Annotated in this window: 12 protein-coding genes; 6 read left to right on the top strand and 6 right to left on the bottom strand. The window is 58.1% G+C overall.

The features are described from left to right. The first annotated feature begins 53 nt into the window (after positions 1 to 53). The 4 genes from H4N61_RS00060 (at position 54) to H4N61_RS00045 (ending at position 2,475) form a co-directional block, all read left to right on the top strand. Positions 54 to 479, top strand: a complete 426-nt coding sequence (locus tag H4N61_RS00060; protein ID WP_169194268.1) for a DUF2852 domain-containing protein — start codon at positions 54 to 56, stop codon at positions 477 to 479. Between the two features lie 112 nt (positions 480 to 591). After that, positions 592 to 1,323: a SprT family zinc-dependent metalloprotease gene (locus tag H4N61_RS00055; protein WP_182394640.1), complete on the top strand. Its 732-nt coding sequence runs from the start codon at positions 592 to 594 to the stop codon at positions 1,321 to 1,323. Between the two features lie 61 nt (positions 1,324 to 1,384). Beyond that, positions 1,385 to 1,735: a hypothetical protein gene (locus H4N61_RS00050; RefSeq protein ID WP_182394639.1), complete on the top strand. Its 351-nt coding sequence runs from the start codon at positions 1,385 to 1,387 to the stop codon at positions 1,733 to 1,735. 59 nt (positions 1,736 to 1,794) lie between these two features. Then, positions 1,795 to 2,475, top strand: coding sequence for a L,D-transpeptidase (locus tag H4N61_RS00045; RefSeq protein WP_182394638.1), 681 nt, complete (start codon positions 1,795 to 1,797; stop codon positions 2,473 to 2,475). A gap of 72 nt (positions 2,476 to 2,547) precedes the next feature. Here H4N61_RS00045 and H4N61_RS00040 read toward each other — a convergent pair whose 3' ends face one another. Further along, positions 2,548 to 5,292, bottom strand: coding sequence for a PBP1A family penicillin-binding protein (locus H4N61_RS00040; RefSeq protein ID WP_182394637.1), 2,745 nt, complete (start codon positions 5,290 to 5,292; stop codon positions 2,548 to 2,550). A 280-nt stretch (positions 5,293 to 5,572) separates the two neighbouring features. On the opposite strand from H4N61_RS00040, the gene H4N61_RS00035 reads away from it, so the two are divergent. Both H4N61_RS00035 and H4N61_RS00030 read left to right on the top strand, forming a co-directional pair. Continuing rightward, on the top strand, positions 5,573 to 6,391 hold the full coding sequence (locus H4N61_RS00035; protein WP_182394636.1) for an alpha/beta hydrolase: 819 nt from the start codon (positions 5,573 to 5,575) through the stop codon (positions 6,389 to 6,391). 37 nt (positions 6,392 to 6,428) lie between these two features. Continuing rightward, on the top strand, positions 6,429 to 6,950 hold the full coding sequence (locus H4N61_RS00030) for a hypothetical protein (protein ID WP_182394635.1): 522 nt from the start codon (positions 6,429 to 6,431) through the stop codon (positions 6,948 to 6,950). Positions 6,951 to 7,010: 60 nt separating this feature from the next. Here H4N61_RS00030 and H4N61_RS00025 read toward each other — a convergent pair whose 3' ends face one another. From H4N61_RS00025 to dnaA, 5 genes are all read right to left on the bottom strand, one after another. Continuing rightward, the gene (locus H4N61_RS00025; RefSeq protein ID WP_169194275.1) at positions 7,011 to 8,033 is read right to left on the bottom strand and encodes an LLM class flavin-dependent oxidoreductase; all 1,023 of its coding nucleotides are present in this window, start codon (positions 8,031 to 8,033) and stop codon (positions 7,011 to 7,013) included. A gap of 177 nt (positions 8,034 to 8,210) precedes the next feature. After that, positions 8,211 to 10,640 (bottom strand): DNA topoisomerase (ATP-hydrolyzing) subunit B, encoded by a 2,430-nt coding sequence (gene gyrB / locus H4N61_RS00020; protein ID WP_182394634.1) that lies wholly within the window; start codon positions 10,638 to 10,640, stop codon positions 8,211 to 8,213. Positions 10,641 to 10,768: 128 nt separating this feature from the next. Beyond that, on the bottom strand, positions 10,769 to 11,887 hold the full coding sequence (gene recF / locus H4N61_RS00015) for a DNA replication/repair protein RecF (protein ID WP_169194277.1): 1,119 nt from the start codon (positions 11,885 to 11,887) through the stop codon (positions 10,769 to 10,771). 96 nt (positions 11,888 to 11,983) lie between these two features. Beyond that, the gene (dnaN, locus tag H4N61_RS00010; protein WP_182394633.1) at positions 11,984 to 13,105 is read right to left on the bottom strand and encodes a DNA polymerase III subunit beta; all 1,122 of its coding nucleotides are present in this window, start codon (positions 13,103 to 13,105) and stop codon (positions 11,984 to 11,986) included. A 202-nt stretch (positions 13,106 to 13,307) separates the two neighbouring features. Beyond that, positions 13,308 to 14,780 carry a chromosomal replication initiator protein DnaA gene (gene dnaA, locus H4N61_RS00005; RefSeq protein WP_169194279.1) on the bottom strand — a complete coding sequence of 491 codons (1,473 nt, stop codon included), beginning with the start codon at positions 14,778 to 14,780 and terminating at the stop codon, positions 13,308 to 13,310. Positions 14,781 to 15,227: the final 447 nt, after the last annotated feature.

The following is a 15,227-nucleotide window of genomic DNA, read 5'->3' as shown; positions in this document are numbered from 1 at the left end:
CTGTCCCAAAACAGAACCACCTCCTGTGCAGTGACACAGGAGAGTGCAACAACATGAGCACAGCAATTATCAAACCGCAATGGTCGCCCCTCACCATCACGTTGATGGTGCTGGGCTTTATCTTCTTCTTCCCCGCCGGCTTGGCCATGCTGGCCTATATTTTGTGGGGCGAAAACTTTGGCGGCTCTGCCGAAAAGGCACAGCGCTATGTGAACAAGGGAACAGACTTCGTGCGCAATATGACCAAGAAATCCTCGGGCCCAGTATTCACCGCTGGCGGCTCGGGCAACGCCGCATTTGACGACTACCGCGCAGAACAGCTCCGTCGCCTCGACGAAGAGCGCGCCCGTCTCGACGCCGAAGTTGGAGCGTTCCAGGAATATATGGCGAACCTGCATAAGGCGCGCGACCGTGAAGAGTTCGATCGCTTCATGTCTGAGCACCGCGGCTCCCGCCAAGGTTATAGCGACAACACCTAAGCCCCATCATCATCCCTCCCCACTAGCGCCCTTGGGGGCGCTTTTTCTTTGCCTTTTGCCCACTCTGTTTGGCTAAACTGGCGGCACCGACTCACCCCTCCTGAAAGTGCCCATGCTGTCGTTCCTGCGTGCTCGTGCCAACAAGCCTCCCAGCGAAACCAAGGTCGAGTTTGCAGGGCGGGTTGTCACTGTGAGCGTAAAAACCAGCGCGCGCGCCAAAAGCTTTCGCCTCTCGCTGCCGCCCGCCGGGCCGCTGCTGACCATTCCGGTTAAATCGCGCTGGGCGGACGCTGAAGCCTTTCTCCATCGCCACACCAATTGGCTGGCCGAACGCCTGCCCATTGGCGCTGGGCCACAAATCTTGGCGCCCGGGGTTGAGCTGCCGGTGCGTGGGCTCGCCTATCAGATCATCGCCTCGGGCCAAGTGCGCGGGCGGGTAGAAGTCCTCCCAGACCGGCGGATCAGCGTGCCCGGTGCGCCCGAACACCTGCCGCGCCGTCTCTATGATTGGCTCAAAGCCGAAGCCCTCCACGACCTCACGGCCCAAAGTGCCTTTCACGCCCAGCGGCTCGGGGTCAAAGTGGAAAGCGTCCGACTGCGCAGCCAAGCCAGCCGCTGGGGCTCGTGCTCCTCAACCGGCTCGATCAATTACAATTGGCGGCTGATCCTAGCGCCGCCCCACGTGCTCGATTATGTGGCCGCCCATGAGGTTGCCCATCTCGTTGAGATGAACCACTCGCCAGCCTTTTGGGCGACAGTGGAGCGCACCCTGCCCGATATGGAGCGCGGACGGGCGTGGCTAAAAACACACGGCCGCCAACTCATGTCATGGCAAGCTCCTTAAAAACCAGGTCTTTCCGCGTTCGGTCTTGTTTGCGCCTCATTGTCTCGGTTAGGAGCGAGCTATGAAACGCCTGCTCGTGCTCATCGCCATGCTGTTCACCTTCGCCAATATGGCGGGGAGTGTCTTGGCGCATTCGCACCGCTACGTGGTCGATGTCGTGCAGCCGCTCGTGGTTCTCAACCACGTCGATGAGGACAATCGCCCGGTCCCCGTCGTGGTCAAAATCCAGCCCTGTGGGCATATCGACCTTGGCAATGGCTTGGTTCTCTCCTGTGGTTCGCACCTCGCGATCGCGCCCGATGTCCCGCAATTGCCTAAGACCGAAGGCGAAGACCATCATGTTCTGATGGTTGATGAGACCGCCCCTGCAGGCACGCGTTTGAGTATTTTGCGGCCACCGCGGCACGGCTAGTTCGCCGTCACGCTTTCTTCCCGCACATACTCTCGGCCCCTTGGGCCCAAGGATTTCATATGACTATCGCTCTCGACGCGACGCTGTCGCGCCGCACCTTGCTGGCAGGCCTCGCCAGCACCAGCGCTTTGCTTTTGGCCGGCTGCGCCACCACCGCGCGCCCAAGCGCTCCCGTTGAGCCACTGCGCCCCATCGTGCCGCCAGACGTGGCGATGATGTACGGCCCATTGCCGCTCGAAGACTTCCCCATTCCGGCGGCCGATGTGTCCCTCATGGCCCCGCGCTTCTGGCGTCAGGAAGTCGAAAACATCACCGGTCAGCCACAGCATACTGTTGTCGTCGATACGGCCAATTTCGTTCTCTACTGGACCATGCCTAACGGCCGCGCCATGCGCTATGGCGTCGGCCTCGGCCGCGCTGGCTTCGAGTGGTCCGGCGAAGGTCACATTGCTTACAAGCGCAAATGGCCGGTGTGGACACCACCTGCCGAAATGATCCTGCGCCAGCCCGAGATCGAAAAGTACCGTCACGGTCAGCCGCCTGGCCTCGACAACGCTCTGGGTGCACGCGCGCTCTATATCCATCAGGGTCAGAAGGACACGCTCTACCGTATCCACGGCACAATGGACGTTCCCACCATTGGCAAGGCCGTATCGAGCGGTTGCGTGCGCTTGCTCTTCCACGATGTCATCGATCTGCATGATCGCGTCATTCCGGGCTCGAAGATCGTCGTGATCTAATCGGCCCATGCCACCAAACAAAAGGCCCCGGACACGTGTCCGGGGCCTTTTGCATGACGATGTGTGTGATCCTCAGTTGCCGAAGATCATGTCCATCAGCGTACGCTGGCTGTTCTCGTTCTGATAGACAGGCTGCTGTCCCAGATCGGCCGGTGGCGCAAATTGCTGACCACCATTGGGCACTTGCTGGATCACCTGATCACCCCAAATGGTTGTGGGCTGCTGTTGTTGGATCGGCTGGTTCTGTGACACTGGTGCACTTGGCACCCAAACCTGCTGCCCCGTCTGAGGGTCAACGATCAGCGTCATCGGCATCCCGGTTTCCGGATCGATCGGCGCCTGCCCAAACCCCTGATCAATCGGCGCTTGGCCGAACCCCTGATCAACACCCTGCTGGCCCATAGGCATGCCGGTGTTGGGGTCAATCTGGTTCGACAAAGGTAGGCCGGTGTTGGGATCAATCTGCATGCCTGATGCCGGATCCGTACCCACGCCCGGCTGCATCATGCCGCCGCCCGCTTGCGGGTTCGCCAAGGGCTGCAGACCTTCAATCGGCAGTCCGGTGTTCGGATCAACGCCAAAAATCTGCCCGGTGTTCGGGTCCTGCACGGTCTGAACCGGCTGGCCTGTACCACCATCGACATATTGAACCATCGGCATGCCGGTATTGGGGTCAATCGCGACCTGTCCGGTGTTTGGATCGATCATCTGCTGGGCCACCAATTGGCCGGCGTAGCTGCCACCGGGAATTGGATTTGGCGATTTGCCTTCCAGCGCTTTGGTCATGAAATCACGCCAGATGGTCGCCGGAACATTGCCGCCCGAAAGCTTGGTGCCCTTATTGTCGTCATTGCCCAACCACACGCCGGTGATCATGGCCGAGGTGTAGCCCACAAAGAGCGCGTCTCGGCTTTCCTGCGATGTGCCGGTCTTGCCGCCAACCTGCCAGCCACCAAGGTTCGCTCCACGACCGGTGCCCACTTCAACAGCGGTTTCCATCATGTCGTTCATATAGGCGAGCGTTGTTGGGTCGATCACACGGCCCGGACCAGCAGTGGAGGCTTCATAGAGCACCTTGCCTTCCATATCGGAAATCTTGGTGATCACGTTTGGAATAACGCCATTGCCGCCGTTAGCAAACGGCACATAGGCATTGGTCAACTCAAGCAGGTTCACTTCCTGCGTGCCAAGCGCGATCGACGGCACGGCCGTGAGATTGGACGAGATGCCCAAACGCATCGCCACTTCCACGACCTTTTCTGGGGTCACGTCAATCGCCAGACGCGCTGCAATCGTGTTGAGCGAGTAAGCCAGCCCCTGACGCAGCGTCACCGTGCCAGAATATTTGCCAGTCGCATTGCGTGGGCTCCAGCCATTGTAGTCAAACTGGGCATCCTCAGCCAAAGTCTCAGGCGTGTAGCCCTTTTCCATAGCCGCGAGGAACACGAATGGCTTAAAGGCCGAACCAGGTTGGCGCTTGGCCGTCACAGCACGGTTGTACTGGCTCTGCTGATAATCAACACCGCCCACCATGGCGCGAACCGAACCATCAATATCCATGGCCACCAAGGCGCCCTGCGTAAAGCCACGCTTTGGCCCTTCACTGGCAACAGCTTCCTTGACGATAAACTCGGCGTCACGCTGCAGCTTGTAGTCGATGGTGGTCTGCACAACCACGTCGCCAGAAATATCGCCAATATAGGCGGTCATCAGGCTTTCAACCCAGTCCGCAACATAGCTTTCTGCGCCAGCCACGACGGTGCGAACCTGCTGGTCAGGGTTGATCTGAGCCGCCGAGGCCTCAGCGGTCGAGATATAGCCCTCTTGCGCCATGGCATTGAGCACAAGGCGTTGACGGTTCTTGGCCGTTTCAGGGTTTGTCTTGGGATTATAGGCCGACGGCGCAGGTAGAATACCCACCAGCATCGCAGCCTGTCCGAGCGAGAGATTGCGCGCTGACACACCAAAATAGGTCTGTGCCGCCGCTTCGATCCCATAGGCACCAGCGCCGAAATAGACGCGGTTCATATAGAGTTCGAGAATTTCTTCCTTGGTAAAGCTCTGTTCAAGCCAGACCGCCAAAATGGCTTCTTGCACCTTACGACCAAGCGTTTGGTCTGGGGTCAGGAATAGGTTTTTTGCCACCTGCTGGGTCAGGGTCGATGCACCACGGGTCACACCGCGCGCTTGGATGGATTCCACCGCCACAGCCATCAGACCGATCGGATCGACACCAAAATGGCTCATAAAGCGACGGTCTTCCGAAGCGATAAACGCTGCCGGGACATAGCTTGGCAATTCGCGGAAGGTGATCGCTTCACCACCGGTCTGACCGCGGTTTGAAATCAGGCTGCCATCTGCCGCAAGAATACGAATATTGGGCGGACGCTCTGGGATCGCCCAAGTGTCGGACGACGGCAGCTGCGCGCCGTAATAAACGATGACGCCAATAACAGCCAAGCCGCCCCATAGGCAGGCCACAAAGCCCCACCACACAAGGCCGAGCAGGAAACCGCCTGAACGCTTCTTACGCTTTTTCTGACGCGCTGGCTGTGCTTTGCCGCGACGCGCGGGCTTTTCGCCTCTCGGAGGCTTGCCGCCACCCGAACCGCCACGACCGCCATTGCCCCCGCGCCCTGAGCCACCGCCGACGCGCGGCGGTTCGGCATCAACCGAGAAGCTCATGCTCTCGCCCATGCTGGCACCAGACAGGGACGGCTCTTGACGCTGCCCCTTAGGCGCGGTGCGGCTTTGAGCTTTACCCTGCGATTTGGCTGGGGCACCAACGCGGTCATCGGCCGAAATGCGGAAGTCCATCAAGCAGTCCTGTCCAGAAGTGGATTACGCAGCTTCTACCTCTTTCCCAAGCTGAGGGAAACCACGGCCGAGCGAATGGAGAAGATGAACGCACCCTTCCCCATTGCTTCGCAGCGCGATTGCGCCTTATCGCCCCAAAATGTGGCACTTTGTAGAGCGTTTAGCGGCTCACCGATCCGTGTAGAAACAAGGGAGTAGGCTTAACCCATGCGCGCAGGAGCCGACACTTGGGAACAATTTGGGGCCACCACCCTTCTCAGGAAAACCCCTGGAGGCTGATATGCCCTATCTCAACACCCGTGACGGCACCGCGCTCTATTACAAGGATTGGGGCACAGGACGCCCTGTGATCCTGCTTCATGGCTGGCCCCTCTCAGCCGACAGCTGGGACGATGGCGCTTTGGCGCTCGCTGAGGCGGGCTTCCGCGCCATCAGCTATGACCGCCGGGGATTTGGCCGATCCGAACAGCCTTGGGAAGGCTATGATTATGACACGCTGGCTGATGATCTCGCCGATGTCATTGCCCATACCGGGGCAGATGATGCGGCCCTGGTTGGTTTTTCCATGGGCGGGGGCGAAGTCGCCCGCTATATGTCCCGCCACGGTGGCGCTAAAATCAGCCACGCAGCGCTAGTCGCCTCCGTCGTGCCCTATATGCTCAAGACTGAGGACAATCCCAACGGCACGCAGCAATCGGTTTTCGACGACATGACAGCAGGCATGAAAGAGGACCGCGCCAAGTTCTTTGCCAGCTTCTTTCAGGACTTTTTCGGGATTGGCCTCTTCGGCAACGCCACCTCTGACGAAGAAGTTCACCACGCTTGGGCCGTTGCCATGCAGGCAGGGCTAAAACCAACTCTAGCCTGCGCGGCGGCGTTCGCCACGACCGATTTCCGGCCCGATCTTGCAGCCTTTAACGTTCCAACCCTCATTATTCACGGCACTAAGGACAAGACGGTGCCGATTGAAGCCTCCGCGCATGCCGCTGTCGACGGGATCAAGAACGCGACGCTGATTGAATATGATGGCCCGCACGGGCTCTTTGCGACCCACAAAACCGAGTTGGTCGCAGACCTGATCCGCTTCCTCAAAACCTAGGCTTGTCACTGCCACAATTTGCGGCGAGAACAACCAAATGCGTCTTTGGCTTTTGGTTCTTTTCGCCGTGTTCTCCTGCGTTGTCCCAACGCAAGCAGACCCTATTGGCCGCGCGCTCGATGATGCGAAAGCCTATTTTCGCTCTGCTGCGCCCGCACTGAACGGCGCTGCCTTCGACATCGATCTGCGCGCCTATAGCGACGCCCTCGAGCACCGCCGCTTTGCCTCACCCTATTGGGGCAAAACCGTCGAGCTCATCATTTTCGATCAGCCCGACACCAGCGGCCTCTGCGGTAAGTTTGCGGCATTTGTCACCACCCCGCCCCGCGATGATACAATCACGCTAACCCTCTGCCCGCAGTTTTCGCGGCAAGGCTCAGATGGGCTACGCACCCTCACCATTTTACATGAACTCGTTCACGTCGTCGCCGGACCAGACGAATGCCGCGCTATGGCCTTCGCTGCGCAGGTAGAATTTTTGGCCTCAGGCTCTTTTTCGCGCGTAGATGCCTATTGGGAGGCCAATAAATGCCAGCACTCCGCCCATAAAATGCCATAGCGGGCCAATGCTGCAAAAAGGGCCCCACAAATATTCGGAGCCCCTTCATCTCGTCACGTCTTAGCGCCAGCCCAGCGCCGGAGCCACGTGCTTGAGAATGTTCTCGATCACGTGAGCATTATAGTCGACGCCCAGTTGGTTCGGCACCGTGATGAGCAGGGTGTCGGCTTCGGCAATCGCCTCATCCTGCCGCAGCTCTTCAATAATGCGCTCCGGCGCGCCGGTATAACCGCGCCCAAACACAGCGCGTTTTTCTGGCTCAATATAGCCGAACTGATCTTCCTCACGCTGACCTGCGCCAAAGTAGGCCCGGTCCTCGTCAGAGGTGATCGCAAAGATCGAACGGCTCACCGAAACACGCGGCTCCCGCTCATGTCCCGCTTCTTTCCAAGCAGCCCGATAAGCCCGAATTTGTTCGGCTTGCTGGACATGGAAGGGCTTGCCGCTCTCATCAAATTTGAGCGTCGAAGACTGCAAATTCATCCCGAGCTGCGCAGCCCAAATCGCCGTCGCATCGCTCGCTGCACCCCACCAAATCCGGTCACGAAGACCTTCAGAATGTGGCTCGAGACGCAGGAGGCCCGGCGGATTTGGGAACATCGGCCGTGGGTTAGGCTGCGCGAACCCGCGCCCCTTCAACACCTCCCAGAATACCTCTGCGTTTTGGCGCGCCATGTCCTGATCTGTTTTGCCCTCTTCCGGGTTGTAGCCGAAGTAGCGATAGCCATCGATCACCTGCTCCGGCGAGCCGCGGCTAATACCAAGCTGCAAACGGCCGCCCGAAATGAGATCTGCCGCGCCAGCGTCCTCCGCCATATAGAGCGGGTTCTCATAGCGCATATCGATAACGGCCGTGCCGATTTCGATCTTTTTGGTTTTCGCGCCAATAGCCGCCAAAAGAGGGAAAGGCGAAGCCAGTTGGCGGGCAAAATGGTGCACGCGGAAATACGCGCCATCAGCGCCAAGTTCTTCTGCGGCAACAGCTAAATCAATCGACTGCAGCAAAACATCCGAAGCGCTCCGCGCTTGGGAATTGGGTGCAGCACTCCAATGTCCAAAGGACAAAAAGCCAATCTTTTTCATGGCAAACCTTTCAGCGCTATGACGCAACATTGACAGCCAATCTAGGCGCTGTCGGCCCCCGAGATAACCCCCGCGCAGGGAACAGTGATGTTCGATTTCCTGAACAATTTCGGCTCGCCCAAAACAAAAAAGCGGCCCCCGAAGGAGCCGCTTTTATCGTCAAACTTATCCCCGGCCTTACACGTCCAGGTTAGAAACGTTCAGTGCGTTTTCCTGAATAAATTCACGGCGAGGTTCAACCAGGTCACCCATCAACTGAGTGAAAATCTGATCGGCCTCACCGGCTGTTTCATTGAGCTGAACGCGCAGCAGAGTACGAGCATTTGGATCGAGCGTCGTTTCCCATAGCTGCTCGGCGTTCATCTCGCCAAGACCTTTATAACGCTGCAGCGACAGGCCCTTACGGCCAAAGTCCGTGACAGCCTTAAACAGCGAACCGGGACCATAGACGGGAATGGTATCGCCCTTACGAGTCAGTGTCGGAACGCCGCCGTAGAGATCATCGAGACGCTCGGCCATCTGGCGCAGCTTGCGCGCATCGGCGGACTGAAGCAGCGCCCGGTCAATCGCATGGTTCTCGGTCACGCCGCGAACAGTGCGCGAGAAGACAAGGGCGTCCTCGTCATTGACCGCACCCGTCCAACCGCGCTCAAGCTCGTCCGAAATGCGATCCAGACGGTTTGATACGCGGGTCAGCGTCTCCTGCATCTTTGCAGGTTCTGTCAGCCCTTCCATATCCAAACCGCCAACAATTGCGGCCTGCTCAACCAGACTACGGTTGTAGCGCAGGTTGAGATTGTTGATGGCGTGGGTGATGTCACGGGCCTGCTGCAGAATGGAAAGCAGGTCAGCGCCAGCATGGCTTGAGCCGTTGCGGGTGTTAAAGACAGCGTCTTCAATACCATTTTCAAGCAGGTAATCTTCAAGCGCGCGTTCGTTCTTGAGGTAAAGCTCGGAACGGCCACGGGTTGCCTTATAGAGCGGCGGCTGCGCGATATAGATATGACCACGTTCCAGCAGAGCTGGGGTCTGGCGGTAGAAGAAGGTCAACAACAGGGTGCGAATATGCGCGCCGTCGACGTCCGCGTCGGTCATGATGATGATCTTGTGATAGCGCAGCTTATCAGGATCAAACTCTTCGCGACCAATACCGGTGCCCAGCGCCGTGATCAGCGTGCCGACCTGATCAGACGAGATCATACGGTCAAAGCGTGCGCGTTCGACGTTGAGGATTTTACCACGCAGGGGAAGCACAGCCTGATTGGAGCGATCACGCCCCTGCTTGGCGGAACCACCCGCGGAGTCACCTTCCACGATGAAGATTTCAGACTTTGTCGGGTCGCGCTCCTGGCAGTCTGCAAGCTTGCCGGGGAGCGAGGAAATTTCGAGCGCGCCCTTACGACGGGTCAACTCGCGTGCCTTGCGCGCCGCTTCACGCGCCGACGCCGCTTCCACCACCTTCATGACGATGGCTTTGGCTTCCGCCGGGTGCTCTTCAAACCATTGGCCGAGCTTCTCGTTGACAATGTTTTCAACGACCGGGCGAACTTCGGAAGAAACCAGCTTGTCCTTGGTCTGGGACGAGAACTTGGGATCTGGCACTTTCACCGAAAGAACGCAGGTCAAGCCTTCACGGGTGTCATCACCAGTGAGATTGACCTTTTCCTTCTTGGTGATGCCAGAGCTTTCGGCATAGCCCGTCACCTGACGGGTCAGCGCACCGCGCAGACCTGCAAGGTGGGTGCCGCCATCGCGCTGGGGGATGTTATTGGTGAAACACAGCACGTTTTCGTGGTAGCTGTCGTTCCACTGCAGCGCCACTTCCACTGTGATCCCGTCTTTTTCCGAGATCATGTAGATGGGCTTGTCGATGCCGGGCGTCTTACCCTTATCGAGATAGGACACGAAGGCCTCAAGACCACCTTCGTAGAAAAGCTCGGTGGTGATCGGCTCGGACGGACGATTGTCCGCCAAATTGATGCGAACGCCAGAATTCAAGAACGCGAGCTCGCGCAGGCGATGCTCCAGCGTCTTGTAATCAAACTCCACCATGGTGAAGGTGTCGGTGCTTGGCAAGAAGGTGACTTCAGTGCCCGAGCGACCTTCATATTCGCCCACGACCGCCAACGGCTCGTTCGCGTCGCCATGGGTGAAGCTCATCTCGTGGATCTGACCATCGCGACGAATGCGCAGCTTCAGGAACACTGACAGCGCGTTCACCACCGACACGCCCACGCCGTGCAAGCCACCGGAAACCTTGTAGGAGTTCTGGTCGAACTTACCGCCAGCGTGCAGCTGGGTCATGATCACTTCGGCAGCCGAAACGCCTTCTTCCTTGTGGATGCCCACAGGAATACCACGACCATTGTCGGTCACGGTGCAAGAACCGTCTGCGTTCAGCGTTACCGTCACAAGATCGGCGTGCCCGGCCAGAGCTTCGTCGATGGCGTTATCAACCACCTCATAGACCATGTGGTGCAGGCCTGAACCGTCGTCCGTGTCCCCGATGTACATGCCGGGGCGTTTACGCACCGCGTCGAGGCCTTTCAGCACGCGAATGCTGTCGGCACCATACTCATTCGGGGTCGGGTTTTCGCTATCGCTCATGAGGTCCGAATCGCTCGATTTCAGATATCTTTAGTACTAGCCCAAAGGGGCGCAAACCCCAAGGAAATTGGCACTTTGACGGTGTTTGACCGGGGATTGAGCCCGTTATTGCCGCACCCTCTCGCAGCTTAGTGCGAATGAAGGCTCAAGCGCCCATCACGCACGGTAATTCTTTGTGCCCGATCTTCGAGCGCCTCGAAGAGAATAGGGTCTGTACCCGTCAAAAAACACTGCGTTTCGAGCCCATCAAGGGCTGCAAAAAGGGCCCGGCGGCGATCTGGGTCGAGATGAGCGGCAATTTCGTCAAGAAGCAGGAAAGGGACAATCCCGGTGCGCAGTCGCACCAAACGGGCGTGAGCCAAAATAAGCCCGATCAGGAGCGCCTTTTGCTCTCCAGTAGACCCTAAGGCGGCAGGCATCGCCTTTTGGCTGTGGACGACTTCGAGATCCACCCTATGCGGTCCTGATGTGGTGCGTCCTGCAGCACGATCTAGACCCCGCAAATCATGCCAGCGTTGCGCCAGAAGACTTTCAAGGTCAGCAGACGTCTCAGGCACAGCCACATCGTCAAACAAGGGCGTCAGCGACAACTGGGCTGCGGGGAAACTACCCTCTTCAACACTTTCGACGATCAGCGCCTGAAGATGCTGTAGGCTGTCAGTTCGGTTGAGATAGACCGATGCGCCGAACTGAGCCATCTGCGCCTCGACCGCCGAAAGCCAACGCGCGTCCCCGCCCTCTTCAAGCAGCTTATTGCGCTGCCGCATGGCTTTTTCAAAGTCAGTTACTGCGGAGGAGTGTGAAGGGATGAGTGTCGTGACCAGGCGATCGAGAAACCGCCGCCGTTCGCCTGCGGGCCCCGAGAAAAGCCCATCCATGGCCGGGGTGAGCCAGAGCACGCGCATATAGTCACTCATGGCCTCAATGGAGCGCGCATTGGCCCCATTGATCCGCACGCGACGACCGCCGTCGGCCAAGGCGCCGGTGCCAATATCTGTGGGACCCAGCTCGGTCTCAATCGTCGCGGCGACGGCCCACGGTAGATCTGAGCCGTAACCCTGGAGCGTGTCAAAGCTGGCCCCGCGCAATCCGCGACCGGGCGATAAAACAGACACCGCTTCCAACAGATTGGTTTTACCCGAACCGTTTGCGCCTGTGAGCACAACATGGCGCTCATCAATGTCGAGCGCGGCGCTCGCATAATTCCGGAAGGCGGTAAGGCGAATACGAGAAAGATGGCGGATCAAATTCTAGCCCCTTTCCCACTAGGCCTTTGAATCGGAAGACCTCCCCCGACGGGAGAGGTCCTGTTAGTCAAGAGATGGCTCTAACGCAGAAGCCTCTTAGACGCGCATCGGCATGAGGACATAAAGCGCATTGGCTTCGCCCTCTTCCTTCACCAGCGTTGGCGAGTTCGCATCGTTAAACAGGAACTCGGCGCTTTCAGAGCGGATCTGGGTGATGATGTCGAGAAGGTAACGGGCATTGAAGCCGATCTCAAAACCTTCGACGTCGAACTCAACCGCCACTTCTTCGCTTGCCGTCCCGTGATCCGGATTGGTCACAGTGAGTTCGAGAAGGCCATTAGAGGCCTGAAGCTTTACAGCCTTACCGCCGCGATCCGAAGCGATGGTCGACACACGGTCAACTGCAGTCGCAAAGCCCGCCTTATCAACGATCATCAGCTTGTCGTTGTTTTTTGGCGTGACGCGATCGTAGTCCGGGAAGGTGCCTTCGATGAGCTTGGAGAGCAGCAGCACAGGACCGACCGTGAAGCGGATCTTGGTGTCCGACACTTCAACGTGGATGTCACCATCAACACCATCGAGAAGTTTTTGAACTTCGCCAACGGTCTTCTTCGGGACGATAATGCCGCTCATGCCTTCGGCGCCATTTGGCGCTGGGATTTCAGCACGGGCCATGCGGTGACCGTCCGTAGCAACAGCGCGGAAGAGGCTGCCGGTCGCCGAGTTTTCAATGGCATGGAAGTAGATGCCGTTGAGATAATAACGGGTTTCTTCGTTTGAGATCGCAAACTGTGTGCGTTCGATCAATTCACGCAGCGAGGACGCTGCGATGTCGAATTCATGCGCGAATGTGCCCGACTTGAGATCGGGGAAGCTGTCAGGCGAAAGGCACGCCAAGTTAAAGCGCGAACGACCAGAGGTCAGGACCATATTGTCCCCACCGTCGGTTTCGAGCTTCACTTCTGAACCATCGGCGAGCTTGCGCACGATTTCATATAGGGTGTGAGCCGGAACGGTGGTCGACCCTGGGGTCGAGACCATGGCAGGCACGCTTTCGGTGACCTCGATATCAAGGTCGGTCGCCCGCAACTCGATGTGATCTTCACTGGCCTTGAACAGCACGTTGGCCAGAATTGGGTAGGTATTACGGCGCTCGACCACCCGATGCACATGGCTCAGCGACTTGAGCAGGTGATTGCGTTCGAGGGTAACTTTCATATCCGGCTAATCCTGGCGGTACGCTGCTGCAAACACCGGCCGATGGCCGGGTCTGGGACGTTTACAGTTTCGCCGCAAATTGGCAAGACCACTCCTCTGCAAGCTGTGGATCAGGGCTTCATTTTCTCGCCATCCACAACCCGCACTTACGAAAAAAGGCGACCCTAAGGCCGCCTTTTGATTGCGTGTCAGACGAGGAGGCTTATTCCTCAAGCATGCGCTTCAAGAGCTCGATTTCCTGACCCAATTCCACATCGTCCTTGATCATCTGCTCGACCTTACGAACCGAGTGAAGAACGGTGGTGTGATCACGACCGCCAAAGCGACGGCCAATTTCTGGCAGCGAACGCTGGGTGAGCGCCTTGGCCAAGAACATGGCGATCTGGCGCGGACGCACAACGTCACGCGAACGACGGGCTGACAAAAGCTCGTTACGTGGCACCTTGTAGTGGCGCGAGACGATCTTGAGAATGTCTTCGATACGGACGCGCTTGGCATCGCGAGCACGAATGAGATCGGCGAGGGTCTTTTCGGCCAGCGGTACGGTGATCAACTCACCGGTCAGCTGATTTGCAGCCACGAGACGGTTCACGGCGCCATCGAGGTCACGACCATGGCTATTCACAGCGCGTGCGATGTAGTCGATGACCGCCGTTGGGAACTGCATGCCAAAGCGCGAATTGACCTGATCAGCACGACGCTGAACGATGGCGCGGCGCAGCTCGACATCAAAATTCTGGATTGGAACGACCAAGCCGCCCGACAGACGCGACTTAACGCGATCATCAAGCATTTCGAGATCGCGCGGCGGGCTGTCGGCCGCCACAACAACCTGCTTGGCGCCGGTGAGCAGAGTGCCCAACGTGTGACCGAACTCGGTCGCCGACTTGCCCTGCAGGAACTGCATGTCATCGATCAGCAACAGATCAACACGGCGCAACCATTCCTTAAAGCCGAGCGCGGACTGGCGCTGAACGGCAGTAATGAAGTGGTACATGAAGTGGTCTGCGGTCAGATAGACGATGTTCTTGGACGGATCGGCTTCTGAAACAGCATGCGCAATTGCATTGAGAAGGTGCGATTTACCCAGACCGACCGAGGAATGAATAAAGACCGGATTGAAGGTTACGGTATTGTTGATCGCAGCGTTGGCAATCTGCTTGGCCACACCGAAGGCCATGTCATTGGCTTCGCCTGAGACAAACGTCTCGAAGGTCATGCGCGGATCGATCGCGCTCCCCGAAAGGGCGTCACCATTCTTTGCTGTGCTCTGCGGCACAAGACGCGGCTGGGCAGCAGCGGATGCCGAAGGCGATGCGGCAGCGCTTGAGCTGTGGGCGATTTCCAGCACTGGCGCTTCTGGAGCAGGCGCTTCAACGACCGGCATGATGCGCTTGACCTGACCGTTGACGCGCATGGTCACCTGGATGCGGGCAACATCAGGCAGATCATTGCGGAAAGCCTCAACGATACGATCGGAATAATTGGACTGAACCCACGAGCACAAGAAACGCGTTGGCGCGCTCAAGTGGACCAGATCTTCGACGATTTCTTCAAGTTCGAGACGCGCAAACCAGGAGGTAAAGACGTCTTCACCGACAGATGCCTTCAGACGGGCACGCACACGAACCCAAAGTTCGCGCTGATTTTCGGAAGAGTCTTGGGTGCCCGACATAACAGAATCGCCGCCTTTGTTCAAAATAGTAGAGGAGGGGTCGCTAGCTAAAGCCAAGTCATCCCTGCCCGCGGTCGCCTGTCGCATCATTGGTCGTGACCCCATGGTTGTTCTGCCGGATCCGCAAAGCCCGGCAGTAGTGTTCAAATTCGCATCGCGCCAGCTTTCCGCCAGAAGCAACGCTTCGCCGTTGCGCCCGAATTCGGGCACAAATAAAATCCCCGGCCGACAGAAGTCGCCGTTATCCTATTGACCTTTTATTGATCCGGCCTACCCGGCCGAAGGTCTACGCTCTGCCAACCTCGAATGACCCGACGGCGTTACGCTACGCTGCCGCCAAAACAATCTAACTCTGGCATTCCTTCTGACGAGGCCGTCAAAAGTACCACCCCAAACCCTCACCCAAACTGGGCTTATCTTTGGGTCGGCTCCTGTACTCAGGCTCCG

Source organism: Devosia sp. MC521 (assembly GCF_014127105.1).
In the GTDB taxonomy this organism is placed as follows: Bacteria; Pseudomonadota; Alphaproteobacteria; order Rhizobiales; family Devosiaceae; genus Devosia.
This window is presented reverse-complemented; position numbering and strand designations above follow the sequence as displayed.

Excerpts from the sequence above, each read along its gene's own strand:
- H4N61_RS00045 (WP_182394638.1), top strand. The coding sequence starts at position 1,795 with ATGACTATCGCTCTCGACGCGACGCTGTCGCGCCGCACCTTGCTGGCA.
- H4N61_RS00035 (WP_182394636.1), top strand. The coding sequence starts at position 5,573 with ATGCCCTATCTCAACACCCGTGACGGCACCGCGCTCTATTACAAGGAT.
- dnaN (WP_182394633.1), bottom strand. The coding sequence starts at position 13,105 with ATGAAAGTTACCCTCGAACGCAATCACCTGCTCAAGTCGCTGAGCCAT.
- H4N61_RS00025 (WP_169194275.1), bottom strand. The coding sequence starts at position 8,033 with ATGAAAAAGATTGGCTTTTTGTCCTTTGGACATTGGAGTGCTGCACCC.
- dnaA (WP_169194279.1), bottom strand. The coding sequence starts at position 14,780 with ATGTCGGGCACCCAAGACTCTTCCGAAAATCAGCGCGAACTTTGGGTT.
- H4N61_RS00060 (WP_169194268.1), top strand. The coding sequence starts at position 54 with ATGAGCACAGCAATTATCAAACCGCAATGGTCGCCCCTCACCATCACG.
- H4N61_RS00030 (WP_182394635.1), top strand. The coding sequence starts at position 6,429 with ATGCGTCTTTGGCTTTTGGTTCTTTTCGCCGTGTTCTCCTGCGTTGTC.
- H4N61_RS00040 (WP_182394637.1), bottom strand. The coding sequence starts at position 5,292 with ATGGACTTCCGCATTTCGGCCGATGACCGCGTTGGTGCCCCAGCCAAA.
- H4N61_RS00055 (WP_182394640.1), top strand. The coding sequence starts at position 592 with ATGCTGTCGTTCCTGCGTGCTCGTGCCAACAAGCCTCCCAGCGAAACC.
- gyrB (WP_182394634.1), bottom strand. The coding sequence starts at position 10,640 with ATGAGCGATAGCGAAAACCCGACCCCGAATGAGTATGGTGCCGACAGC.
- H4N61_RS00050 (WP_182394639.1), top strand. The coding sequence starts at position 1,385 with ATGAAACGCCTGCTCGTGCTCATCGCCATGCTGTTCACCTTCGCCAAT.